Annotated in this window: 22 protein-coding genes; 17 read left to right on the forward strand and 5 right to left on the reverse strand. The window is 56.5% G+C overall.

Annotated features, from left to right (window positions below):
• Nucleotides 1-15: 15 nt before the first annotated feature.
• The 10 genes from JG725_RS00505 to JG725_RS00550 all read left to right on the forward strand — a co-directional run bounded on the left by JG725_RS00505 (nucleotide 16) and on the right by JG725_RS00550 (nucleotide 12,184).
• Nucleotides 16-807, forward strand: coding sequence for a nuclear transport factor 2 family protein (locus JG725_RS00505; RefSeq protein ID WP_199376109.1), 792 nt, complete (start codon nucleotides 16-18; stop codon nucleotides 805-807).
• Nucleotides 808-1,249: 442 nt separating this feature from the next.
• Entirely contained in the window at nucleotides 1,250-2,245 is a 996-nt protein-coding gene (locus JG725_RS00510; protein WP_172288431.1) for an enoyl-CoA hydratase/isomerase family protein, read from the forward strand.
• 156 nt (nucleotides 2,246-2,401) lie between these two features.
• Nucleotides 2,402-3,241: a 3-keto-5-aminohexanoate cleavage protein gene (locus JG725_RS00515; RefSeq protein ID WP_172288429.1), complete on the forward strand. Its 840-nt coding sequence runs from the start codon at nucleotides 2,402-2,404 to the stop codon at nucleotides 3,239-3,241.
• A 34-nt stretch (nucleotides 3,242-3,275) separates the two neighbouring features.
• Nucleotides 3,276-4,445 (forward strand): thiolase family protein, encoded by a 1,170-nt coding sequence (locus JG725_RS00520; RefSeq protein WP_199376111.1) that lies wholly within the window; start codon nucleotides 3,276-3,278, stop codon nucleotides 4,443-4,445.
• 2 nt (nucleotides 4,446-4,447) lie between these two features.
• Nucleotides 4,448-5,113 carry a 3-oxoacid CoA-transferase subunit A gene (locus JG725_RS00525; protein WP_172288425.1) on the forward strand — a complete coding sequence of 222 codons (666 nt, stop codon included), beginning with the start codon at nucleotides 4,448-4,450 and terminating at the stop codon, nucleotides 5,111-5,113.
• A complete protein-coding gene (locus JG725_RS00530; protein WP_172288423.1) occupies nucleotides 5,110-5,754 on the forward strand; it encodes a 3-oxoacid CoA-transferase subunit B in 645 nt (214 codons plus the stop codon). Before JG725_RS00525 ends, JG725_RS00530 begins: the two co-directional genes overlap by 4 nt.
• 51 nt (nucleotides 5,755-5,805) lie before the next feature.
• Entirely contained in the window at nucleotides 5,806-7,152 is a 1,347-nt protein-coding gene (locus JG725_RS00535; RefSeq protein WP_199376115.1) for a nitrate/nitrite transporter, read from the forward strand.
• Nucleotides 7,153-7,207: 55 nt separating this feature from the next.
• Complete coding sequence (locus tag JG725_RS00540; protein WP_172288419.1) at nucleotides 7,208-8,386, forward strand: acetyl-CoA C-acetyltransferase; 1,179 nt, start codon at nucleotides 7,208-7,210, stop codon at nucleotides 8,384-8,386.
• 206 nt (nucleotides 8,387-8,592) lie between these two features.
• Nucleotides 8,593-10,512 (forward strand): FAD-dependent oxidoreductase, encoded by a 1,920-nt coding sequence (locus JG725_RS00545; RefSeq protein WP_172288417.1) that lies wholly within the window; start codon nucleotides 8,593-8,595, stop codon nucleotides 10,510-10,512.
• Between the two features lie 328 nt (nucleotides 10,513-10,840).
• On the forward strand, nucleotides 10,841-12,184 hold the full coding sequence (locus tag JG725_RS00550) for a carbohydrate porin (RefSeq protein ID WP_199376117.1): 1,344 nt from the start codon (nucleotides 10,841-10,843) through the stop codon (nucleotides 12,182-12,184).
• A 91-nt stretch (nucleotides 12,185-12,275) separates the two neighbouring features.
• Here JG725_RS00550 and JG725_RS00555 read toward each other — a convergent pair whose 3' ends face one another.
• From JG725_RS00555 to JG725_RS00570, 4 genes are all read right to left on the reverse strand, one after another.
• Nucleotides 12,276-13,892, reverse strand: a complete 1,617-nt coding sequence (locus JG725_RS00555) for an ABC transporter ATP-binding protein (RefSeq protein ID WP_172288415.1) — start codon at nucleotides 13,890-13,892, stop codon at nucleotides 12,276-12,278.
• On the reverse strand, nucleotides 13,889-14,722 hold the full coding sequence (locus JG725_RS00560; protein WP_199376119.1) for an ABC transporter permease: 834 nt from the start codon (nucleotides 14,720-14,722) through the stop codon (nucleotides 13,889-13,891). Before JG725_RS00560 ends, JG725_RS00555 begins: the two co-directional genes overlap by 4 nt.
• Nucleotides 14,719-15,699 (reverse strand): ABC transporter permease, encoded by a 981-nt coding sequence (locus JG725_RS00565; RefSeq protein WP_172288411.1) that lies wholly within the window; start codon nucleotides 15,697-15,699, stop codon nucleotides 14,719-14,721. Before JG725_RS00565 ends, JG725_RS00560 begins: the two co-directional genes overlap by 4 nt.
• Before the next feature lie 116 nt (nucleotides 15,700-15,815).
• Complete coding sequence (locus tag JG725_RS00570) at nucleotides 15,816-17,333, reverse strand: ABC transporter substrate-binding protein (protein WP_199376121.1); 1,518 nt, start codon at nucleotides 17,331-17,333, stop codon at nucleotides 15,816-15,818.
• 224 nt (nucleotides 17,334-17,557) lie between these two features.
• Between JG725_RS00570 and JG725_RS00575 the strand changes: the two genes are divergently transcribed.
• From JG725_RS00575 to proC (JG725_RS00585), 3 genes are read left to right on the forward strand one after another with little or no spacing between them, the layout of a single operon-like run.
• Entirely contained in the window at nucleotides 17,558-18,319 is a 762-nt protein-coding gene (locus tag JG725_RS00575) for a VOC family protein (RefSeq protein WP_172288407.1), read from the forward strand.
• 23 nt (nucleotides 18,320-18,342) lie between these two features.
• Nucleotides 18,343-19,161 carry a pyrroline-5-carboxylate reductase gene (proC, locus tag JG725_RS00580; RefSeq protein ID WP_199376123.1) on the forward strand — a complete coding sequence of 273 codons (819 nt, stop codon included), beginning with the start codon at nucleotides 18,343-18,345 and terminating at the stop codon, nucleotides 19,159-19,161.
• Between the two features lie 39 nt (nucleotides 19,162-19,200).
• Entirely contained in the window at nucleotides 19,201-20,004 is an 804-nt protein-coding gene (gene proC, locus JG725_RS00585; protein ID WP_172288403.1) for a pyrroline-5-carboxylate reductase, read from the forward strand.
• A 92-nt stretch (nucleotides 20,005-20,096) separates the two neighbouring features.
• Here the strand turns inward: proC (JG725_RS00585) and JG725_RS00590 are convergent, their stop codons facing one another.
• Nucleotides 20,097-20,993 (reverse strand): sugar-binding transcriptional regulator, encoded by an 897-nt coding sequence (locus JG725_RS00590; protein ID WP_199376125.1) that lies wholly within the window; start codon nucleotides 20,991-20,993, stop codon nucleotides 20,097-20,099.
• Between the two features lie 235 nt (nucleotides 20,994-21,228).
• Between JG725_RS00590 and JG725_RS00595 the strand changes: the two genes are divergently transcribed.
• From JG725_RS00595 to JG725_RS00610, 4 genes are all read left to right on the forward strand, one after another.
• A complete protein-coding gene (locus JG725_RS00595) occupies nucleotides 21,229-22,173 on the forward strand; it encodes a tagatose-bisphosphate aldolase (protein ID WP_199376127.1) in 945 nt (314 codons plus the stop codon).
• On the forward strand, nucleotides 22,166-22,735 hold the full coding sequence (locus tag JG725_RS00600; RefSeq protein WP_199376129.1) for an isopentenyl transferase family protein: 570 nt from the start codon (nucleotides 22,166-22,168) through the stop codon (nucleotides 22,733-22,735). The genes JG725_RS00595 and JG725_RS00600 overlap by 8 nt, the downstream gene beginning before the upstream one ends.
• A gap of 234 nt (nucleotides 22,736-22,969) precedes the next feature.
• A complete protein-coding gene (locus JG725_RS00605) occupies nucleotides 22,970-23,413 on the forward strand; it encodes a PTS sugar transporter subunit IIA (protein WP_199376131.1) in 444 nt (147 codons plus the stop codon).
• A gap of 115 nt (nucleotides 23,414-23,528) precedes the next feature.
• The gene (locus JG725_RS00610; protein WP_172288393.1) at nucleotides 23,529-23,828 is read left to right on the forward strand and encodes a PTS sugar transporter subunit IIB; all 300 of its coding nucleotides are present in this window, start codon (nucleotides 23,529-23,531) and stop codon (nucleotides 23,826-23,828) included.
• Nucleotides 23,829-23,845 lie beyond the last annotated feature (17 nt).

Consider the following 23,845-nt stretch of genomic DNA (forward strand, 5'->3'; position numbering starts at 1 on the left):
TCATGAGGCCCTATTATGCATATAAAAAATGTTCATCAGAGAGGATGCCGTCCTGCTTTGTTATACGCCTGCTATGCGCTGTGTATGCTATTCCCGCTAATCTCGTCATCGTGGGCCGCAACCCAGGCCCCGCTCACCGAGAAAGCCATTATCGCGCGACTGACGCCGGAACAGCGTATTGAACGGGCAGAAGCCGTCACCGCGATACAGAATGTGTTGGGCCGTTATGTGTTTTTGCACACGGCCAATAAGCATAAAGAGGCGGAACAATTATTCGCCCTGAAAACGCCGGGATTGCGCGTCGAAATGATGTGGGGCGTTTATGAGGGGGCGGAGAGCATACAGCGCTTGTACAGCGGCTATCATGTGTGGGCCGATACCAATAAACAGGGCGAATACGCCAAGGGCACGCTGCACATTCATACTCTTACGACGCCCATCGTCGAAGTGGCGGGCGATCTTAACACCGCCAAGGCGGTCTGGATGTCGCCAGGGGTGGAAACCGCCTTGATGAATGATGAACTGACGGCGAATTGGGGGTGGATGAAGTATGGCGCCGATTTTATAAAAGAAGACGGCGAGTGGAAAATCTGGCATTTACATGTCTACAGCCTGTTTTTTAGCCCCTTTGAAAGCAGTTGGGTTAAACAACGCATCGATGCGGCAGGGGAAATGCCACTGCCAAAAGCGTTTCAGCCCGATCGCAAACCCACCACCACCTGGGACTATCGGCCCGATCGTCAGGCGGTATTGGAACCCGTTCCTCCGGTTCCCTACTGGACGTTCGATGAAACGACGGCTTATTAATAATCCGATAAACGTCGCGACGGCAGCGCGGCGTTCGAATAGCTTTCCGGTGCGGCGCCCATTTTGTGACGCAGGTAAAAGATAAAATGAAATATTTCTCGAATTGAAAGAAAAAGGGCAAATAATTAAATGTGATACGCCTCTCATTAATATCTTATTAATCGACGTCAATTTTAAACGGGCCAACCCAAAATACACATTTTGGGTTGGCCCGTATTGTTGTTTTATAAGGGTAAATAATATTTTATCCGCAATTGTATAAATGGTTATGTTGAAAATGCATAGGCGGAAAAATAAAAAGAATTTCTACCGTTCGGGAGGCGGTGATAGGTTTTTATTGTCTGGAAGAAACAGAGGAAAATGTGAATCACATCATTTAAATCGATGCCGCTTCCAATGCATTTCAATAAATTCAAATAAAGCAATAAAAAAGGAGTAAATCATGGTGATTAAAGCCAATTATGAGTCCGATCACGATAAACGTAAAGAAATGTCACATAAGGAATTGGGAACTATTCCCCATATGCCTTTCGAAGAATATTCGGAAAAGCTCAAACACTGTTTCACCATGAAACGGAAGAACGGCATCCTCGAAGCACGGCTTCATACCAACGGCGACAGCCTGCAATGGGGGGCGCCGGCGCACCAGGCGCTGCACTACTTTTTCGACTGGGCCGGCAGGGATCCGGACAATGAAGTGATCATTCTGGGCGGCACCGGCAAGGACTTTATGCGGGGAATCGGCCGGCTTGATGAAAACGGCGTTTGGCAACCGGCCACCGAGTTTGCGTCCGCGCCGGAAGAAGCCTGGAAAATGTATGAATATCAATATTATGACGGCACTAACGATATAGAAGGCCAGGTCTTTGACATTGAAGTGCCCACCATCGGCGTTTGGAACGGCGCCGCCTTCCATACCGATCTGGTGCTGTTCAGCGACATCACCCTCTGTACCGAAGATGCGTGGACAACAGACATGCACTTCCGGGTCAATATGGTTCCCGGCGACGGCATCCAGATCGCCTGGCGCGAACTGATGGGCCGCAAGCGTTTCGCCTATGCGGAACTGACCGGTGAAATCATTACCGCCCGCAAAGCGCTGGCTCTCGGTATGGTTAACGAAATTACCCCTGATACGGAATCTTGCTACGACAGAGCCTGGGAAATCGCCGAACTGATTATGCACACCGGCACCCGCGTCACCCGCCGCATGACCACGCAGCAACTGCGCAAAGCCTGGAAGGAAGATATCGCCAACGAACTGCGCAACGCGTTCGCCACCGAGATGTTCGTCACCGCCACGGAGCACTCGCCGCACGAAGTCAACTACTGGAACTGGGCGCACGAAGAGGCCGAACTGGTCAGGGCCGCCGAGAAGAAAGGCAAGGTGATTCGTCCGCGGCTTGGCGGCGGACAGGAAGAAGAAGAGATCAAATAACCGCCCTGCTTGGCTATCGTCGGGCGAGCGCGATAACGTTCGCCCGACAAGGTAATAAAACGGTCGCCGTCAGTGGGCCGTACGCTGTCCGGGAGATGAATCGGCCCGGGTAATATCTTGATCTACATAAAAATAAACTGTGAGTGGGGTAAGTCCATGAGCACAGGCAATAACGTCATTATTTCCGCCGCGCTGACCGGCGCGGTCACGCCGAAAGACATCAATGAACATATTCCGCTGACGCCAGAAGAAATCGCCGCCGACGCCTATCGCTGTTGGCAGCAGGGCGCCGCCATCGTGCATCTGCATATGCGCGACGACCAGGGGCTGGGGACGATGGACTGCGAGAAGTTCGCACAAACCATCCGCCTGCTGCGCGGCTACCGTGACTGCGATGTGATTATCAACTGCACCACCTCCGGCGATCACCGGGCCAGCGACGCGCAGCGTATGGAACACGTTTCCCGGCTGGAAGGGATTGAAATGGCCTCCTGGGACGCCGGCTCATTTAACTGGATGCCCGGCGGCGTGTTTGTCAACTCACCGCAGTTCCTCGGCAAGTTGGGTGAAATCCTGACGGAACGGGGGATCAAGCCGGAAGTGGAGATCTTCGACAGCGGCATGTTGGGCGTCGCCGGCTATTTTGTTGAGCAGGGCAAGCTGCTATCGCCCTTGCACTATCAATTCTGTCTCGGCGTGCCGGGGGGGATGCCCGCCACGGTGGAGAATCTGAACTATCTGGTTTCCCGCATTCCCGCCGACGCCACCTGGTCGGCTTTTGGCGTCGGCAAGCACCATCTGCCGATCCTGTTTGCCACGCTGGCGCTGGGCGGCCATGTGCGGGTCGGTCTGGAAGACAATGTTTATTTCAGCAAAGGCGTGAAGGCCACCAATCCACAGCTGGTTGAACGCGCGGCGCAGGCCATCCGCCTGGCGGGCAAACAGGTGGCGACATCGGCCAGCGCCAGAAAAATGCTGGGGATCCGTTCTCTGTAGTTGTCCCTTTATGCGGTTACATCGGGAAAAGATTATGAAAGAAGCAGTCATTGTTGCGGCGGTTCGCACGCCGATCGGCCGGTGCCGCGGTACGTTGGCGCCGGTTCCCGCCCATGTGCTGGGCGCGCTGTCGGTGAAAGAAGCGGTGCGTCGGGCCGGGATCGCCCCTGAAAGCATTGATGACGTTATCTTCGCCAATTTGATGAATAACGAAATCAACAATATGGGACGGATGGTGGCGCTGGAGGCGGGGCTGCCCGTTACGGTGCCGGGCATTACGCTCGATCGCCAGTGTGCCGCTTCGCTTAACGCCTTGGCCTATGGCGCAATCCAGATCATGGCCGGTTTTGCCGAAACCGTGGTGGTCGGCGGCGTAGAGAGCGATTCACGCCGTACCTGGTCGCTGGAGAAAACGGAAACGGCGTATTCGGTTCAGCCGCCGCGCTTTGTCGATATTCATACTTCACCGGATCGGCTGGGCAACCCTTCAATGGGGATCACCGCTGAAAATATTGCCCGGCGCTATGCGTTGAGCCGCGAAGAACTGGATGCGTTTTCGCTGCGCAGCCACCGGCTGGCGTCAGCGGCTTGGCAGGCGGGACGATTTGATGAACAGGTGGTGCCGGTTACGCTGCCGGATCGCCGGGGGCAGGACATTATTGTCCGCAAAGATGAGTCGGTGCGTCCTGACTGTTCGCTGGAAACGCTCTCCGCACTGCGTCCCTGTTTTTGCGCCGACGGCGTGGGCACCGCCGGTAATAGCTCGCCGATGAGCGACGGCGCCGGCGCGCTGGTGGTCATGGAACGCTCGCTGGCGCAACAGCGGGGACTGCCGGTGCTGGCGGTGTTCCGCGGCTATGCCGTCACCGGCGTGGATCCCAACTACATGGGGCTGGGGCCGATTTCCGCCACGGCTAAATTACTGAAGCAGGCCGGTCTGGCGGTGAAAGATATCGACCTGTGGGAACTGAATGAAGCCTTTGCCGCTCAGTCGCTGGCCTGTATCCGCGATATCGGCATGGATGCGGATCGGGTTAATCCGAACGGCGGGGCGATTGCGTTGGGACATCCACTGGCCGGCAGCGGCGCCATTCTGGCGACCAAAGCCGTTTATGACATGCAGCGCCGTGATTTGAACAATGCCGTGATTACCTTCTGTGTCGGCGGCGGTCAGGGCGTTGCGGTTCTGCTGACGAGGGAATGATGATGCCGGGAAAATTTGCTTCAACAGATGAAATCATCAGCCTGTTTCACGACGGGCAGACCATCATGTGCGGCGGTTTCGCCAACCATGGCGTACCGAACCACCTTATCCAGTGCGTGATCGACAGCGGCGCACGCCACCTTACCCTGATCGCCAACGATTCCGGCGACGCGGATCTCACCGTGGGGCGTCTTATTCATCACGGACGGGTGGACAAATTGATTGCGTCGCACATCGGGCGTAATACCGAAACCGTGGCGCTGGTCGCCGCCGGCAAAATCGAATTGGAACTGGTGCCGCAGGGCAGCCTGGCCGAGCGCATGCGCTGCGGCGGTTCCGGGCTGGGCGGGGTGCTGACCAAGACCGGCATCGGCACCATGGTGGATAAAGGCAAGCCGCACATCGAGGTGGGCGGTGAAATCTGGCTGCTGGAAACGCCGTTGCAAGCGGATATCGGTCTGGTGCGCGCCCGTACCGCCGATCCGCTGGGCAACCTGACCTATCGCGGCACCATGCGCAACTTCAATCCGCTGGTCGCCAAAGCCTCCCGCCTGACGCTGGTGGACGCCGATATGCTGGTGGATGTGGACGAACTCGATATCGACAGCATTATCACCCCCGGCGCCTATGTGGACAAAATCCTGACGATGCAAGGAGAACGGCCATGAATGCCCGTGACAGAATCGCGCGCCGCGCCGCGCAATATTTTTCGGACGGCGACGTCATTAACCTCGGCATCGGCATCCCCAGCCTGTGCAGCGACTATGCGCCGCCCGGCGTGATGTTCCACACCGAAAACGGTCTGGTGGGCATGGGGCCGCTGGTTGACGGGCTGCTGGCGGTGGAGGGCTTTTCCAACGCCACCGCGCTGCGCTTCGTGCCGGTGCCCGGCGCCAGCGTGTTCGACAGCGCGGAATCTTTCGCTCTGGTGCGTTCCGGCAAACTGGCGGCGACGGTGCTGGGGGGATTGCAGGTGGCGGAGAACGGCGACCTGGCCAACTGGGCGCAGCCCGGCCGCGTATTTGGCATGGGCGGCGCGATGGATCTGGTTAACGGCGCGCGGAAAGTCATCATCACCATGGAACTCTGCACCAAGGATGGCAAGGCCAAAGTCGTCAACTCATGCAGCTATCCGCTGACCGGCAAAAGCTGCGTAGACCATATCGTCACCGAGCAGTGTGTCATTGACGTCACGCACGATGGGCTGGTGCTGGTCGAGCTGCTGGAAGGGCTGACGCCCGACGATATTCAACGGCAGGTCGAACCCAAGCTGATCGTCGCCGATCGGTTGACAATTATGCAGGCTTAATCACGGCGGCGATCCCGCATTCGCAGGTTCGCGCCGCAGGAGCACCTCTTTATGGCTGGGCAAAAAAATAACATGGCATTAAATAAAGTCACAGCGTGTTCTACCCGGGATGATACCTGTCTTTCCGCCGCCGACCGCAACGGTTTCGGCGCGCGCGGCTGGACCATCATCGTGTTTCAGGCGGTTATGTTCTGGATCGCCGCAGGCGCGGTGACCCACGGCCTGAACGTGATGCTGCCTGCGCTGTCGCAGACCTACGATCTGGATTACAGCACACTGCTGGCGCTGGCGACGCCGGCTTCCTGGGCTTCTATTCCGGCGGGGCCGGTATGCGCCTGGCTGTGTGAAAAGAAAGGGGCCAAATTCAATATCATTTTCTGCTTAATCGCCTGCGGGCTGTGTTTCGGCCTGCTGGGGTACTGCGGCTCGCTGGTGGGGTTCACCCTGTTGTTCGCCGGCGTCTGTTTCTTCGGCACCGGTTTTGCTTATGTCGGCGGCACCGCCATCATGACCAGTTGGTTCGTGCGCAAGGCCGGGCTGGCATTGGGATGGTGCACGGTGGGGCAGACCTTTTCCAGCGCGTTTTTCGTTCCCACGCTGGCGGCGCTGTTCGTCTGGCTGGGGATCCGGCATGGCTTCTGGGGCATCTCGGTCATGATGTTCATCATGGCGGTGCTGGTGCTGCTGTTCGTCGCCAATAAACCCGAGGATGTCGGCCTGGCCCCGGATAATGAACCGCTCTCCGCGGCGGAACTGGGCGAGCGGATGCGCCAGCATGACGACTATGTCTGCCCGCTTGGCGTCCGGCAATTGCTGGGAATGCGGGATGTCTGGTTTATGGGGATTGCCACCGGCGCTATCTACATCATGCTGGTGGGGGTAGTCAGCCAGATCGTTCCCCGGCTGATGGAAATGGGCTATGAGCTGAACACCGCCATCTTCTATATGACGGTGTCGGCGCTGTTCGGCACGCTGGGCGCATATGGCTGGGGCTGGCTTAATCACCGGATCGGCGTGAAGCAGGCGCTGTTGGTTTACACCGGCTGGTGGATGGTGGCGGTGGTGATCAACCTGTTCGCTCATCAGCCCGCCATGTTGTGGCTCTCGCTGCTGATGATCGGTTTTAGCCTGCCCGGGGCCACCAATTTAAGCACCTCGCTGATCGCCACCAAATTTCCCCGTCGTCTCTATGTTCGCGCCATCGGCATTGTGCATCCGATCCAATCGGTGGTGCGCTGTTTTGCGTTCTCCATTCTGGCTTTCGGGCTGGCCTATTTGGGCGGCTATACCGGCGCTTATCTGCTGCTGGTGGGCGTTGGCGGCGTCGCGCTGGTGTTGATCTGGCTGACCGACGTGACGCCGGTAGCGGTTGGCCCGAGCGCATCCGACGGGAAATGAAACGGATGACGTTGGGTTATCGCGACGTTTTTAATTTCGATTACGAGAGGCATTTATGACATCACTTGTTATTGCCAGCGCGGCGCGAACGGCGATTGGCAAATTTGGCGGCAGCCTGAGCACCTTTAGCGCGCCGCAGTTGGGCGCATTGGTGATGGACGCGGCGATCCGCCGGGCGGGGCTTGAGCCATCGGCGGTCGATGAGGTGATTTTCGGCAACGTGCTACAGGCGGGGCTGGGACAGAATCCGGCCCGGCAGGCGCTGCTGCAAGCCGGACTGCCGGATACCACGCCGGCCACCAGCGTCAATATGGTCTGCGGTTCCGGCCTGCAAAGCGTGATTTTCGCCGCGCAAAGCATCGCCGCCGGTAATGCGGATGTGGTGCTGGCCGGCGGCATGGAAAACATGTCGGCGGCGCCCTATCTGCTCAATCAGGCCCGCTGGGGATACCGAATGGGCGATCAGCGGGCGACGGACAGCATGGTCACTGACGGTCTGTTCTGCGCCATCAATCATTATCACATGGGCGTCACGGCGGAAAATGTCGCCAAACGCTGTCATATCAGCCGTCAGGAGCAGGATGAAGCGGCATTGCTTTCCCAGCGGCGGGCGGCGGCGGCGATTGAGCGCGGCGCATTCCAGCGGGAAATCGTCCCGGTGACGCTGAAAAGCAGGCACGGCGACAGCATCTTTGCCGTTGATGAGCACCTGCGGGCCAACGCCACGGCGGAAAGTCTGGCCAAACTGGCGCCGGCTTTTGATCCGGCAGGCTCGGTAACGGCGGGCAACGCATCTGGCATCAACGACGGCGCGGCGGCGCTGCTGGTGATGAGCGAGGCATGGGCGAAACGGCAGGGGATTCAACCTTTGGCCCGTATTCGCAGTTATGCCGTCAGCGGCGTCGATCCGGCGGTGATGGGGCTGGGGCCGGTTCCCGCCACCCGGCAGGCGTTGAGCCGGGCTGGCTTAACGGTGGGCGATCTTGATCTGATCGAAGCCAACGAGGCCTTTGCCGCTCAGTTTGTCGCCGTCAGCCACGAACTGAAGCTGGATCGGGATAAAACCAACATTAATGGCGGCGCTATCGCCCTGGGCCATCCGATTGGCGCATCCGGCGCGCGGATCCTGGTGACGCTGTTACATGCGTTGGTTGACAGAGATAAAACGCTGGGGCTGGCGACGCTGTGTGTCGGCGGCGGTCAGGGCGTAGCGGTGATAGTGGAACGCATTTGAACGTCATGTAGGGAAAACGTAAGTCATTCGAAAAAATGCATTAAAGACCACGACAGGTAAAGGTAAATAAGCGCGGTGAAAAGGGTTTTGTCGTTTATATCACTGATTTTAAAAAATAAGTGTGGTTATTTTTGCGGATGGAAATAAAGGACGAAATGGCAAATGCGACATTAGCATAATGAAAATATCTCTATAAAGGTGAAATTATGATAACTAAAAATAAGGGAAGCGCCTGGAAAGGGCGGCTTGCCATCGTGTTATTGGCGTGCGGCATGATGGGCGCGGCTCAGGCCGCGATTACCGCCGGGCAGTACAGCGCCGCGGAGAAAGGCAACGAGGGAATGGTCAGCGTGACGGTCACCGTCGATAAGGAAGGGGTGATTAAAGATATCGCGGTGGATGCCAGTCAGGAAACGCCGGAACTGGGCGGCGAGGCCGGGCCGGCGGTGGGCCAGGCGATTGTCGAACATCAGAGCCTGAATGTGGACGGCGTGACCGGCGCGACGATGACCAGCAACGCGGTAAAAAAAGCCGTCGCCAATGCGTTGAGTCAGGCGGGGGCGGACGTGGCGCGCTATCAGGGAAAGGTCGCCAGACAGGGGCAGGATGAGGAAACCCGCGTCGACGTAGTGGTGGTCGGCGGCGGCGTATCCGGCACCGCCGCGGCGTTGGCCGCGGCGGAAAAGGGCGCCACGGTGCTGGTCATCGAGAAGATGCCGGTGCTGGGGGGCGCGGGTCGGATGGCCAGCGGCTTTACCGCGGTGGAGTCGTCGCTGCAAAAAGCGAAAGGCATGAAATATACCGCCGCCGAACTGACGCAGCGGTTGCTGGAATATAACCAGTATCTGTCCAACGGGCCGTTGACCAAAAAGATCATCGATAAATCGGCATCGACGGTCGATTGGATGATCAAACATGGCGTGGAGTTGGAAATCGTGGAAACCACGCGCGACGCCAAGCAAAGCTCGGTACAGCAGGCGCACCTTGAAGACCCGATTAAATCGGACGTTTATCACCGCATCAAAAACGGCGGTGAAGCGGCTTACAAGACGTTGTACGACGACTTTACCAAGCTGGGCGGAAAAGTGATGACCAAAACCATTGGTAAATCACTGATTCAGGACGATAAAGGGAAAGTGACAGGGTTGATCGCGGAAAAGGCCGACGGCGGTAAATTAACCGTGCATGCCAAAGCGGTCATTCTGGCCAGCGGCGGATTCGGCGCCAACAAAAAGATGCTGGATGAAGCGATGCTGACGTCGAACATTTTCCCGCTGGCATGGCCCAATATGGGTGAAGGGCTGCAAATGGCCTGGGCGGCCGGCGGCGCGAAATGGGATATGCAGTCCGCGCTGATTCACGCCGCCCAACTGGTTGGCATCGATCCTTCGGAAGCCGCGCATCATGGCGGCGGCGACGCGGCGGCGTTGGACAGCCCGCTGATCTGGCTGCTTAAATCCCCGCTGCTGTGGGTGGATGTGGTGGGTGAGCGCTTCGCCAACGAAGGTCATATCTACGATACCGCGTTCTGGGCCAACGTCGCCTATTCCGTCGGCGGGAATTATTACATCGTCGTCGATACCCCGACGCTGAAATCGTTTACCGCCAACGCCATGCCGTTCCCGCTGTCGGGTGCCGGCCCGGCCAACCCGCCCAAACCCGGCGACTTCGTCGCGCTGGCGGATGCGGGCACCCGAGGCGGACAGAGCAAGACGATCTTCAAGGGCAAGGACATTGCCGAACTGGCGGCGAACATGGGGATCGCGCCTGAGAGTCTGAAAGCCACCGTTGACCGCTACAATGGCAACGTGAAGGCCAAACAGGATAAGGATTTCGGCAAAAAGCCTGAATATCTGGCGTACGGTATCGAAAAAGGGCCGTTTTATGCTTTCAAGGCGGTAGTGGTCAGCCTGAGTTCGCTGGGCGGCGTGCGGGTAAACTCCGATTTGCAGGTCACCGATGCGAACCTGAAACCTATCGACGGCCTGTATGCGGTCGGGAACAATGCGGCCGGTTTCTATAGCGTGCCGGGTTATCCGCCTTATCAGGGATTGGCGAATGGTTTTGCGCTCAACTCCGGGCGTATCGCCGGTGAACATGCGGCGCAATTTATTCTTAAAAAATAACGGTCGTATTGCCTTACAACCATGCGGCACCGACAGAATGTGCCGCATTAATTAAAACCAGAGACGGAAACCGCACGATAAAAATAAAACCGGCAGTCGGGGGATTATTATTATCGAACCGTCATTAAATGTATTCGTGACCGAAAAGAGTGTGAGTAAATCTTATTTAGCGCCGGGATAACGTAACGCTGAAATAAATAACCGGCAATAAATAGGGATTCCTATTTCACTCTGTTGTTTTTTGTCATTCTATGACGGGCTGTTCTCGTCTCATTGCTCTCTGTGGGATAGAACAATGAAAATAACGCATCATAATATATGGACTAGCATGCTATCCGCCGGCGTTGTCGTATCCGGCATGCTGCTGGCGGGGGGCCCGGTGTTTGCCGCCGACGAGGAAACCTCGGGACGTCCGCTGTCCGAAGCGGGAACATGGCTGGCGGAACATGGGGTTACGCCGCATCTGATCGCCTCTCAGCTTTATTTGGGCAACCCCAGCGCAGGAACCGACACCGGTAATCATGAAACGCTGACGATGTTGATGGCCGGCGCGGATTTCGATCTCGATCATATGGGATTGATTCCCGGCGGCAGCATCCACTTTATGCAACTGTGGGTGCCTTTTACCCATAATCTGGATCTCGGCACCCAGTCCGGCGGGGTATTGGCCGGCAACCCGCCGCCCTACATTCCCAAAACGGCGCATTTGATGCGTTTTACCTACCAGCAGAAGCTGTTCGACGATCGGATATCGATTGAGGCCGGTAAGAGCAATCCCGGACAGTTCTTCGGCTTCACCAACTGTAATATCGCGTCGTCCTGCGTGAATACCATTCTGAACGAAACGGCGGTATTCGCGCCGCCGCCTTATGCCGGCTGGGGCGCGCGTATCGGCTATCGCTTTGCGCCGACGCTGGAGTCCGGCGTCGGCGTCTGGCGCACCTATCAGGCGTTTCCGTTCACCAACGGCTGGGAAAGATGGGGAGATGATTTCGAGAGCGGCAACACCTTGCTGGTCGCTAATCTGGCGCGGCGCGTCAACTGGCAACAGGAGCCGTACCCCTTCAACTGGGAAGCCATGGCATTTCACAACTTCAAGGAGTATGACGACGTTTACTACACGGTAAACGGCACCTCCAAAGTGTACGACGCGAGTTCGCCGGTGCGCACCCACGATGGCGTCTCCGGCGTCTATCTCACCGCCAAAAAAGCCCTGTGGCGGCGCGACGGCGGGGGCGATCTACAAAACCCGGCCCCCAGCGCCATCAGCCTGCATGGCAGCGTGACGCATGCGCTGCAATCGCATGCTCACAATGGCATCGCCACGCTGGCGGATGCCGGACTGATCTGGTCCGGGCCGTGGCAGAGCCGTCCTCACGACAGCTATGGTCTGACTTTCCGCTGGGCCAAACTCACCAGCAGCGAGCGAAGCTACTTACAGGATATGTACGACGTGTCGGGCGGAACGGGGTGGCAGGTGCCGGGCAACGAATATCAGCTTAGCATCGACGCCTCCATCATGCTGACGCCGGAAGTCAACTTGCAGATGATCGGCGCCCGCACCTGGAATAACAGCAACTGGCAGTACCCTTATACCGGCATCAAGTCCGAGAATGGCTATACGTTCTGGCTGCAACTGAACGTGATGGTGGATAAGCTGCTTGGGCTTTAACGCCTGAGAAGACAAGGACGTTATTTGATTCGCTGCCGAATGCCGGCAGCGAATCAATAGCGATGTCGATGACAATTCACGAGCCTGCCGATCAGGCCGCCGGCGCCTGCCATTCCCGGCCGGGAATGGCGCTGAGTAGCTGTCGGGTATAGTCGTGCCGGGGTTGCAGGAACACTTGCCCGGTCAAGCCCTGCTCCACGATACGGCCTGACTTCATCACGATAATGCGGTCGCAGACCTGCGCCGCAACGCGTAAGTCATGGGTAATGAAAATCAACGACAGCCCCAGTCGTTCACGTAGTTCCGCCAGCAAGGCCAATACCTGCGCCTGCACGGACACGTCCAGCGCGGAGACCGGTTCGTCGGCCACCAGAATTCTGGGTTCGACGGCCAGCGCGCGCGCCAGGCCGATACGCTGACGCTGACCGCCGGAGAATTCATGCGGATAGCGCTGAATGGCGGCGGGATCGAGTCCGACCAGCGTAAACAATTCCTCAACCTTTTCCCGTGCCTTATCACGCGATACGCCCTGTATCAGCAAGCCTTTCGCCACAATTTCGCCCACTTTCTGCCGGGGATTGAGGGAGGCGAAGGGATCCTGAAACACCATCTGAATATGGCGACGCTGTTCTCGCAGCGCCTGACCGCTCATCGGCGCAAGATCGCCATCGGCAAACAGGATTTCGCCGGCGTCAGGCCGGTACAGGCGCACAATACAGCGCGCCAGCGTTGATTTTCCCGAGCCGCTTTCCCCCACAATCCCCAGCGTGCTGCCCTGCGGCAACGCAAAGCTGACATCCTGTACGGCGTTGACCTGGCGCTGATGACGCTTGAGCCATCCCGACTGCCGGAAGGTTTTGGCGATGTTTTTTACCGTCAGGATCGGCGGATTATCGGCGGCATGACGCGGCGTCGCCGGATGCAGCGCGGGAACGGCGGCAATCAATGCGCGCGTATATTCATGCTGCGGCGCATAGAGCACGCGGCTGGCCGGCCCCTGTTCCACCAGTTGGCCGTGCTGCATCACCGCAACCCGATCGGCGATGTCGGCCACCACGCCGAAGTCATGGGTGATAAACAATACCGACGTGCCCTTGCGCTGTTGCAGTTCGCGAATAAGCTGGAGGATCTGCGCCTGGGTGGTGACATCCAGCGCGGTGGTCGGTTCGTCGGCGATCAACACCCGCGGTTCAAGTGCCAGCGCCAGGGCAATCATCACCCGCTGGCGCTGTCCCCCGGAGAGCTGGTGAGGATAGGCGCGCTCGGCGCTCGGCGGATCCGGGATATGCACATCGGCCAGCAACTGCCGCACTTTGTCGTTCACCTCGCGCCGCGATAGCCCATGCTGATGCGTAAGAAACATTTCGGCGATCTGATCGCCCACCCTGTGCAGCGGATTCAGCGCGGTCATCGGATCCTGAAAAATCATTCCGATACGCGCGCCGCGCAGTTGGCGCAGTTCGTTTTCCGTCAGACGCAGCAGATCCTGTCCTTCAAACGTGATACTGCCTGCCGTCGGACGAACCTGATCGGGCAATAATCCCATAATCGCGCTGGCGGTCATGGATTTACCCGAGCCGCTTTCGCCCACCACGCACAGGATTTCATTGCTGTGCAGCTCGAGTGACACGTGGCGCAAAGCCCACGGGCGATCGGCATCGGCCGGCAGTGCGACACTGAGATCGTTAATCGATAATAAAACGCTCATCGGTTTTTCAGCCTTGGATTTAGCGCATCATTGAGTCCCTGTCCGACCAGCGAAACAGACAGCACGGTCAGTAAAATGGCAATGCCGGGAATGGCCGATACGTACCATTCCTGACGCAGCACGCTACGCCCGCCGCCGATCAGGTTGCCCCAGGAAGGCACGTTGGGATCGGACAGGTTGAGAAACGCCAGCGCGCTTTCCAGCAGGATGGCCACCGCCATAATCACGCTGGCGTACACCACAATCGGCGGCAACGCATTGGGCAGAATTTCACGAAATACGATCGGCATATCGCGCATCCCCAGCGAACGGGCGGCCTGGACAAATTCACGGTTGCGCAACGACATGAATTCGGCGCGGGTCAGACGGGCGGCGGGCGGCCAGGAGACAATGCCAATCGCCAGGATCACCGTGGACAAGGTCGAGCCAAAAACGGCGACCAGCACCAGCAATAGCAGAAAATTGGGCAGGATCTGAAACGCTTCGGTTAAGCGCATCAGCACATCGTCAACCACCCCGCCGTAGAAGCCTGACAGGGCGCCCACCACAATGCCGATAAGGATGGCGATAACCGTCGCCACCAGCCCGATGGTCAGCGAAATTCGTGCGCCGTGGAAAATCTGGGCGGCGATATCGCGCCCGGTATGGTCGGTGCCAAGCAGAAAGTTCGGGTTATTCAACGGCCATTGCAGCGGTCTTCCCGCCAGCCGCAGCGGGTTGTCCGGGAAAAAAATATCGGCGGTGAGCGCCATACCGATCACCAACAGCAGCAAAATCAGGCCGCATAGCGCTGCGGCGCTGCGGGCGTAACGTTTGAAAAACCGGCTCATGACCGTTCACCTGAAATACGCGGATCGAGCCTGGCATACAGCAGGTCTACCAAAAAATTAATCGCGATCACCAATAGGGCGGACACAAAAACCACCCCCAGCAGGGTGTTGAGATCGCGTTGCATCACCGACTCATAGGCCAGTCGGCCCAGACCGGGCAGGGCGAATACGCTTTCCACCACTACCGAGCCGCCCAGCATGGTGCCCGCCTGCAACCCAACCAGAGTGATCAGCGGGAGCAGCGCGTTGCGCAGAATATGCCTGGTCACAATCCGGTTTTCGCTCAGGCCCTTGGCGCGGGCGGTACGCACAAAATCCAGCGTGGCGACTTCCAGCATCGAGGCGCGCATGATGCGTAAATAAATGGCCAGAAAAATCAGCGCCAGCGTCAGCGTGGGCAGCACCAGATGCCGGGCGATATCCCAGATGCGGGGCCAGCCCGACAACCCGCTGGCAATGGTTTCAAAACCGCCGGAAGGGAGCCAGTCAAGATAGATAGAGAACAGGAAGATCCCCATTAATCCAAACCAAAACGACGGGGTGGAATAGAAAATCAGCCCCAACAAGGAAATCAAGGTATCCGGCCAGCGATTCACCCGGCGCGCGGAAATAATGCCCAGCGCCATCCCCACCGGCACGGCCAGCGCCAGCGACGACCCCATCAACAGCAACGTCGCCGGTAAACGTTCCAGAATCACTTCCGCCACCGGTTTGCCGTAAATCGCCGATTGACCGAGATCGAGGTGAACCAGGCGCCATAGATAATCACCCAGCCGCACCGTCGTGGACTGATCGAGCGCGTAATAGCGGCGGAGTTCTTCGATCATCGAGGGATCGGCGCCGCCCACCTGCGCCACCAGCGCATCAACGGTATCGCCCGGCGCCAGCTGCAACAGCAGAAACAAACCGGTCAGGATGATCAGCAATGCCGGAATGGCCGCCGCCAGACGGCGGCCGCTGAGTAGTAATAGCCTCATACCGCTCAGGCCTCTAACCAGGCATCGTGCCAACTGCTGGAGGGCCAGCGGGCGGTGTTCAGGCCGTTTTTCAGCTTTTTGTTCACCACGGTATAGAACTGACGCTCGATGGCGAATCAGATCGGAAACTGTTCATTGGCCTCTTCAACCAGCCTGGCATAAAGTTCGCGCCGTTTTTGCGGGTCGATTTCGGAGGCGGCGTCGTCAATCAAGGCGTCAATCACATCGGACCGCCAGCCGAACTGATTGGTCCACGGCGATCCCGCCGGACTGCCGGAACGCAGCCAGACGGTGGTGGACACCGCAGGATCGCCGCGGTACTGGTGCCAGCCGGTGGCGATATCAAAGCTGTGTTCTTTGTAAACGGCCGACAACGCGCCGGCGTAGTCGTAGTTGGCGATATCCACCTTAATCCCCACCTCGGCCAGCGATTGCTGAATAAACGTGGCGAACAGCGGAACATCCTCGCCGTTCGGCAACTGCACCAGCTTCAGCCTAAAGCGTTCGCCGTTGGCGGCCCGCGGGTAGCCGGCTTCATCCAGCAGGGCTTCCGCTTTATGGCGATCGAACGGGTAGGGCGGTTTGCTGTCGGGCGGGTAAAATTTCGTCGAAGTGGACGGAATAATGCCGGTGGCCGGTTTTCCCTGACCGTACAGGAAATTCTCGATAAAGAACGGAATATCAATGGCGTGGGCCAGCGCGCGCCTGACGCGCACATCGGCGATCTCTTTGCGGCGGAAATTGAATTCCAGCGTGTTATTAAACACGTTGGCTTCCGAACCTTTCGGCGTGACCTCAAAGTCCGGGTGTTTATTCAGACGATCCAAATCCGCCAGCGAAAGCTGAGAGTAAGCGCTAAGCTGGAGTTGCCCGGTTTCCAACGCGGCGGTCGCGGCGGATTTATCGGTGATGATGCGCCAGACAATCCGTTCAATGTACGGCTGATCCTGCCGCCAGTAATCCGGGTTGCGGGTGGCGATAATGTATTGACCGCGTTCATATTGCACGAATTTGAACGGCCCGGTGCCAATCGGCGCGGTATTCGCCGGATTTTCCAGTACGTTGGTGTTTTCATAGATATGGCGGGGAACCACATAGCCGAGGTCGGCCAGCGCGCGCAACAGCAGTTCAATCGGCATCGGACGGGAATAGTGGAACACCACGGTGTGATCGTCCGGCGTATCCACCGTCTCCAGGTATTGTTGCAGCGCGGTGCTGTAATTAAGCTGCTTCTTCCATAATTCCAGCGCGTTGTACTGCACGTCTTTGGCGGTAAAGGGTTTGCCGTCATGCCATTTCACCTGCTCGCGCAGCTTAAAAGTGATGGTTTTGCCATCAGGCGTGGTGTGCCACTCGGTAGCCAACTGCGGAATGATATTGCCTTGCGCATCCAAATCCACCAGCGACTCAATGATTTTGCTGGTTACGATGTAAACGCCGGTAGACGCGCGCAACGCCGGATTGAGAATACGCTGTTCCGACGCCAGATGGACGCCAAGCGTCCCGCCCTTAACCGGACTTCCCGGCGCAACCGCAAGCGCGCCGCTCGGCGTGGCCGACAGGAAGGCGCTAAAGGGCAAGGCGGCCGTGATGGCAGCCGAAGAGATCAATAAACGTCTGCGTGAAATATTCATAGCAATCCCTGTTAAAGAAGAAAATAGTGCAATTGAACGGCAGAATAAAGGCAGAAATTATTATTAGGGAAATGACGTTTTATTCTATCGCCTTGCATTATTGATATATACAAAGTGAAGATTTTATATATTCATTTTCCGGAAAAGGTAATATAAAAAAATCATTAACCAAATAACCTGATTACTCTTCTAATATTATTATCCATCTATTATGAGAGGCGAGTATGGCAAATTTATTATGGGATCATGTGGTTCACTACGTGAATAATCCGGACGATGCCGTGGCGGCATTTAACCACCATCAACTGGCGGCTTTTCCCGGCGGCTCCCATCCGGGATGGGGAACCCATAATGCGCTGAGCTATTTTGGTCTGACCTATATCGAATTTTTGGCTATCCGCGATGCGGCCGAGCTGGCTGCCGCCCGGGATACGTTTTTGTTGGCGCATGACGCGCAGACCCTTTTACCGCAACATCAGATATTGTATCGCCTTGCCCTGCGCAGCGATGACATTGATGCCAGCTACGCCGCGCTTCAGCAGCACGATCTGGCGCTTTCCCCGATCGTTGATGGCAAGCGTCATGACGCCCAAGGCAATCTTATCGAGTGGCGCATGTTCACCATCGCGGGCGATTATCAGGGCGTTGCCTATCCGTTCATTATTCAGTGGGGCGACGCCGACGACGCGCGTTTGCGTTTACTCCGCCAGCGGGGTCTCGATCGGCCTCATCCGGCGGGCAATATCACGATCCAATCCGCGCTGTTCAAGGTCAAACAGCCGCAACAGGTCGCCGCCCATTGGCAGCGATTGTTTAATTTGCCGTACAGCGAACAGGATCCGGCGCGGCTGCGTATTGGCGATCGGCAATTTATTTTCCAGACCGGCGAGTTGAATCGTCTGGCGGCGATTCGGTTGCAGACTGACAACCCTGAATTAAAACAGCTCAGCCTGTTCGTCGGTGATGGGGAATATCAGTTTATTTAAGGTTAATATAATCGGATGATGTAATGGATAAAAAAATAGGTTTTATCGGCTGCGGGAATATGGGCAAGGCAATTTTGCTGGGCTTGATTTCCAGTGAAAGCGTCTCCCCGCGGCAAATTTTCGGTTATGACATTGTGAGTGAAATTACCGATACGCTTGCCCGGCAGAACGGCATTGTCGCCGCGGATAGCGCCGCGGCGCTGGCGCAACAAACGGATATTATTTTTCTGGCGGTTAAGCCGGATGTTATCCGTACATCCTTGCAAGATATCGCGCCCTGGTTACAGCCTCATCATATTTTAATCTCAATTGCCGCTGGGATTACCATTGAGACGATTACCTCTATTATCGGGCGCGATAAAAAAGTGGTGCGGGTTATGCCCAACACGCCAGCGCTGGTGCGCGCCGCTATCTGTTCACTTACGCCCAATGAACAGGTTACGCCGCAAGAGTATACGTTGGTTAGCCAGATTATCGGCAGCGTCGGGCGTTGCGAGCGTGTGGCGGAACACCTGATTCATGCGGTGACGGGGGTAAGCGGCTCCGCGCCGGCCTTTATCTTTATTTTGATTGAAGCGATGGCGGATGCGGCGGTGGCCGGCGGGTTGTCGCGCCATCAGGCTTATCAGTTTGCCGCCCAAACGGTGCTGGGTTCCGCCAGGTTAGTGCTGGAAAGCGGTCAGCACCCCGCAGTCCTTAAAGACAATGTCTGTTCACCGGGCGGCACCACCATTGACGGCGTCAGCGTATTGGAAGAAAAAGGATTCCGTGCGGCGATCATTCAGGCGGTGCAGGCGAGCACTCAAAAATCGATCCGACTGTCGCAGGATTCATCACGATAATAACGGTTATCCCGCATGGGATATGACCGGGAGGTTAATATGGCAAAGGTTCATTTTATTGGCGCCGGACAGATGGCGGAGGCCATTATTCGCGCATCGCTGGCGCGCAAAACATTATCCGCCGATCGCATCAGTATTGAAGATATTGATCCGGCCCGTATCGAAACGGTCAGCCAGACCTATCGGCTGTCGACTGCGCAAGACGCCGCGGACGCGCTGGCGCAGGCGGATCTGGTGGTGATTGGCGTGCGTCCGCAGGACGATCTGTCCGCCGTCGCGCAGCGTATTAACCAGCATGCGGCGGCGCACAGCACCATCGTGTCGATTGTGGCGGGCGTGACCCTGGCCCAGTTGGCGTCGTTGCTGGATGCGAGCCGGGCGATCGCCCGGGTGATACCCAACACGCTGACCGACACCGGCTACGGCTATAGCGGCGTCACGCTGAACGCCCATGCCCGCGCTGAAAATATTGAGGATTTTCTATCGGGCTTCGGCAAGTTTCTGTATCTCGAAGAACGGTTGCTCGACGTCTTTACCGGCTTTGGCGTCGCCGGGCCAAACTATATTTACTATTTTATCGAATCATTGACGGACGCCGGCGTGCTGGCGGGATTGCCGCGCGCGCAGGCGACCCAGGTGGTGTTGGAAAACCTGGTCGGCGCCGCTGAAATGCTGAAGATCAGCAAGAAACATCCGCGCCAGTTGCTGGACATCAATAATTCGCCGGCAGGGGTGGGAATGCACGGATTGTTCGAGCTTAACAACAGTGATTTTGCCGCGGGGTTGCAGCGTAGCGTACTGGCGGCGGTGAAAAGAACCACTGAACTGGCGAACGTCCGCTAATCTGAAGCCGGTTTGCCCGCCATTGTCAGGAGTAAAAACCCGCCTGCGCCCGGCCGCGGCGCTTTGTTTTTCCACTGCGCGCCGCGGCGTATTCAGGAATCTAGCAGGCGGTCAAGAATAGCCTGAGCGGTTTTCACATCCGTAACCAACGCATTAATCATCCCCGAACGCGCCGCGCCGATAATCCCGGCCGCTTTCTCCGGCGTGGCGGCGACGCCGATACTCAGCGGGGTCTGACGCAACTGCGCCGGCGTGGCGGCGATCATGCGATCTTCCCCGGCCCAGTGCAGGATCTCGCCGGACTCGGTGAAATAATGGCGGATAACATCGCCGGCCGCCTGACTAAGCGCCTGCTCGTCCGGGGTGGCGGTGGTGGTTTCAGACGGGTTGGGGGCATGGGTCAATCCAACGCCGACGATTGCCACATCAAGCCTGTCCCACAGTGACGCTATCTGCTGAACGCTGGGATCGCAAAGAAAGGCGTCACGCAGCTCGGTGGAGGAAATATACGGCGCATGCAGAAAATGCGGCGTGCCGCCCATCTGTTCCGCGGCCTGGCGCACAAACTCATTGATCTGAAAATGGGCCGCGGCCTGCTGCATCCCGCCGTTAAGCGCCACGGTCAGTACGCCCGGCAGACGCGGCAAACCTGACAGCGTCACCTCTCTGACCGCGCGTCCCCAGCCGATGCCGATAATGGCGCCGGCAGGCAAATCCGCCTGCTGTAATAACCCGGCCAGCGGTGTGACCAGCGCGCCAAGCACGTTGGTCGGCGGGGGTTCAACCACCGCCGCGGTTTTCAACCCCAGATGCTGGATCAGATCGGCGGTGATTTCCTCGGCGGAGGTCAACTCAATGACTTCAATACGCACAATACCCGCTGCGCGTGCTTTGTTTAACAGTCGCGAAATGGTTGCGGTAGAGACGCCCAGTTTTTTAGCTATATCAACCTGAGACATATCTGACTGGTAGTGCAGTTTTGCCACCATGTGCATCATCGCCCGCGTTGCCGCGACGTCGGGTAAAATATTTTCTTTCAGCTTGAAATTCCTTTCTGCAATGTATTACACTCATTTCGTCAGTTGGAGAATTATTGCGCAACACCACTGAAATTGCAATCCGTAGTCGAGGCGTAAAACCCTGACAGGACAGCATGTTGAAGGTTGTTACGCCAGCTATCAACACGATGTTTCATCGACGAAAAACCCTACCAAGGAGAACGCAATGTCACATATGTCCACCTCTGAACTACGCGGTTATCAGCAAATTTGCGGCAGTAACGGCGCGATGCTGGTTATTGCCTGCGATCAACGCGGGGCAATGCGTAGTTTGCTCTCTTCGAACCCCGATCAACAGGCCAATATTTCCGAACATCAACTGGGACAGATTAAAGCGGATATTACCCGCTATCTGGCGAGTCAGGCTTCTTGTGTGTTGGTCGATCCGGTCTGTGCGGTTCCCGACCTGGTGGACGACGGCATTATCGCGCGTGATACCGCGCTATTGATCGGCCTGGATGCCTCCGGGTGGGACGCCACCGACGAAGGCTATCGCCTTTCGCGGCTGGTGCCCGGCATCAACGCCCGCCGCGTACGTGAGTTAGGCGGCAATGGCGGTAAAATCATGGTGTATTTACGCGCCGATTGTCCGCAGGCGAATATCCATAATATGGCTATTCTACGCCAATGCATCGAAGACTTTGCCGGTGAAGATTTATTGCTGGTCGTGGAATTTCTGACCTATCCGCTGGCAGGGGAAACGGAGGCGCAATACAAAAGCAAACTTCCGTCGCTGATCTACGAAGGGACCAAAATGGCGCTGGAATGCGGGGCGAAAGTGTTGAAAATCCCTTATCCCGGCTCGGCGCAGGCCTGTGCCGCGATTACCGAACTTGCCGGAGAGGTGCCGTGGGCGGTACTCTCAGCGGGGGTCGACCATAGCACGTTCTTAACGCAGGTGGCCGATGCCATGCAAAATGGCGCGTCGGGAGTGATCGCCGGGCGCGCGTTGTGGAAAGACTGTATTTCGCTCGACCGCGCGGTAACCCGCGAAAAGCTGGAAAAACTTGCCATCCCGCGGCTGAAAGAGATTCAAGCGGTGATCGGTCAACATTTTCATGGCGCTCAACACACTGAACATCAGAGAGAGGATCGGGTAAATCATGCCTAAGCAATCCGCAGCGCCTGTCGGGGTGCCCGGAAAACGCGTTGTGATGGTTAACGGCGTTCCCGCATCCGGTAAAAGCAGCATCGCCATCGCGCTGGCGACCGCGACCGGCTGGCCCGTTCTATCGCTGGATGGCGTCAAGAATCCGTTTTTACAGCATCTTGACGGCGTGGATCGTAAATTCAACCGTCTGCTGGGCATGGCGAGTTATCAGGCGATTTGGTCTATCGTCGCCAGCGCGCCGGTGGGAAATACTTTTATTATCGATGCGTGGTTTGGCTTCCAGCCTAAAGCCAGCCTTAAGGCTTATCTGGCGGAGTCGGGGGTGACGCAGCTTGCGGAAGTGTGGTGCCAGATCGCCGGCGAGCTGGCGGCGCAGCGTTATGAATCCCGTCTGGGGCAGCGTTTACCCGGCCATCCCGGTGCCGACTATATTCCTGAACTGATTGAACTGGCGCGGGTGGCCGAGCCGATGAAATTAGGCCCGCTTTTTATTGTCGACCAAACGTTGCCGGTTGATATTGAAAAAATCACCGCCTGGATGCAGGAGGTATTATCTGAATAAATAATCAATTAAGGTTAATTTAAAAAGATATACGGAATTATCCTAAATTATAGTTAATGGAGAAAATAAAACTGACTGATTAATTCATCTAATCAGAAAGACCTTTTGTGTTAAATTAATTATTCATTGTTATAGATATATTAAATTAGATCCAAATAATTAAACTTGATCACGTTTTTTAAATTATTCGGAAAGTATATTAAATTAACACGCTCATTCTGAATAAGGAGAAATATGTTAACTGACTGGATTAATGAAAATAATCTTCAATTGTTCACGCAGGTTGATGATTGGCGTCAGGCGGTTGCATTATCCATCCGGCCAATGATCGATGATGGCTCGGTTGAACCTCGCTACCTTGACGCTATTTATGCCATGCATGAAGAGATTGGTCCCTACTATGTATTAGGGGAGGGAATTGCGATGCCTCATTCACGGCCGGAAGATGGCGTGATTAAAACCGCACTTTCATTAATGATTATTTCTGAAGGGGTAAAGTTCGGTAGCCCTGATAATGATCCGGTCTACGTTGTTTTTGCACTGGCAGCCATCGATAGCCATTCCCATATTGAAATGATCGCCAGTCTTTCAAAACTATTTTGCGAGGATGAAATCGTCAGCAGGTTAAAAAATGCCGGTAGCAAAATCGAGGTGCTTGATATTATTAGTCTATTTTGAATAACGAGCAGGTCATGGCCGCCGGTGGGCATTGCCGTCGATGGCAAATGAGAATGAGATCCGCATTGGGTTATCGCGGCGCGAAACCTGAATATGATCAACTAAGGAAATACTGATGAAAAAACTATCGATTCTTGCGGTATGCGGGGCCGGGCTGGGCAGTAGCTTTGCCTGTGAGATGAGTATTGAGTCAGCCCTGAAAGATCTGGGTGTTGAAGCCGAGCTTTCACATTGTGATATATCCAGCGCGACCTCTTCCCGGGCGGATATTATTATGACGGGTGAAAATTTCAGATCGCAGTTTCAGCATTATACCATTAATGCCACCGTGATTTATTTAAAACGGCTGGTTGATAAAAATGAGATAAAAACCAAGCTGGAACCGATCTTGAAAGAAAAAGGCTATCTTATTTAATTTTTTCTGAGTTATCC

It is taken from the genome of Brenneria sp. L3-3C-1 (assembly GCF_016456245.1).
In the GTDB taxonomy this organism is placed as follows: Bacteria; Pseudomonadota; Gammaproteobacteria; order Enterobacterales; family Enterobacteriaceae; genus Brenneria.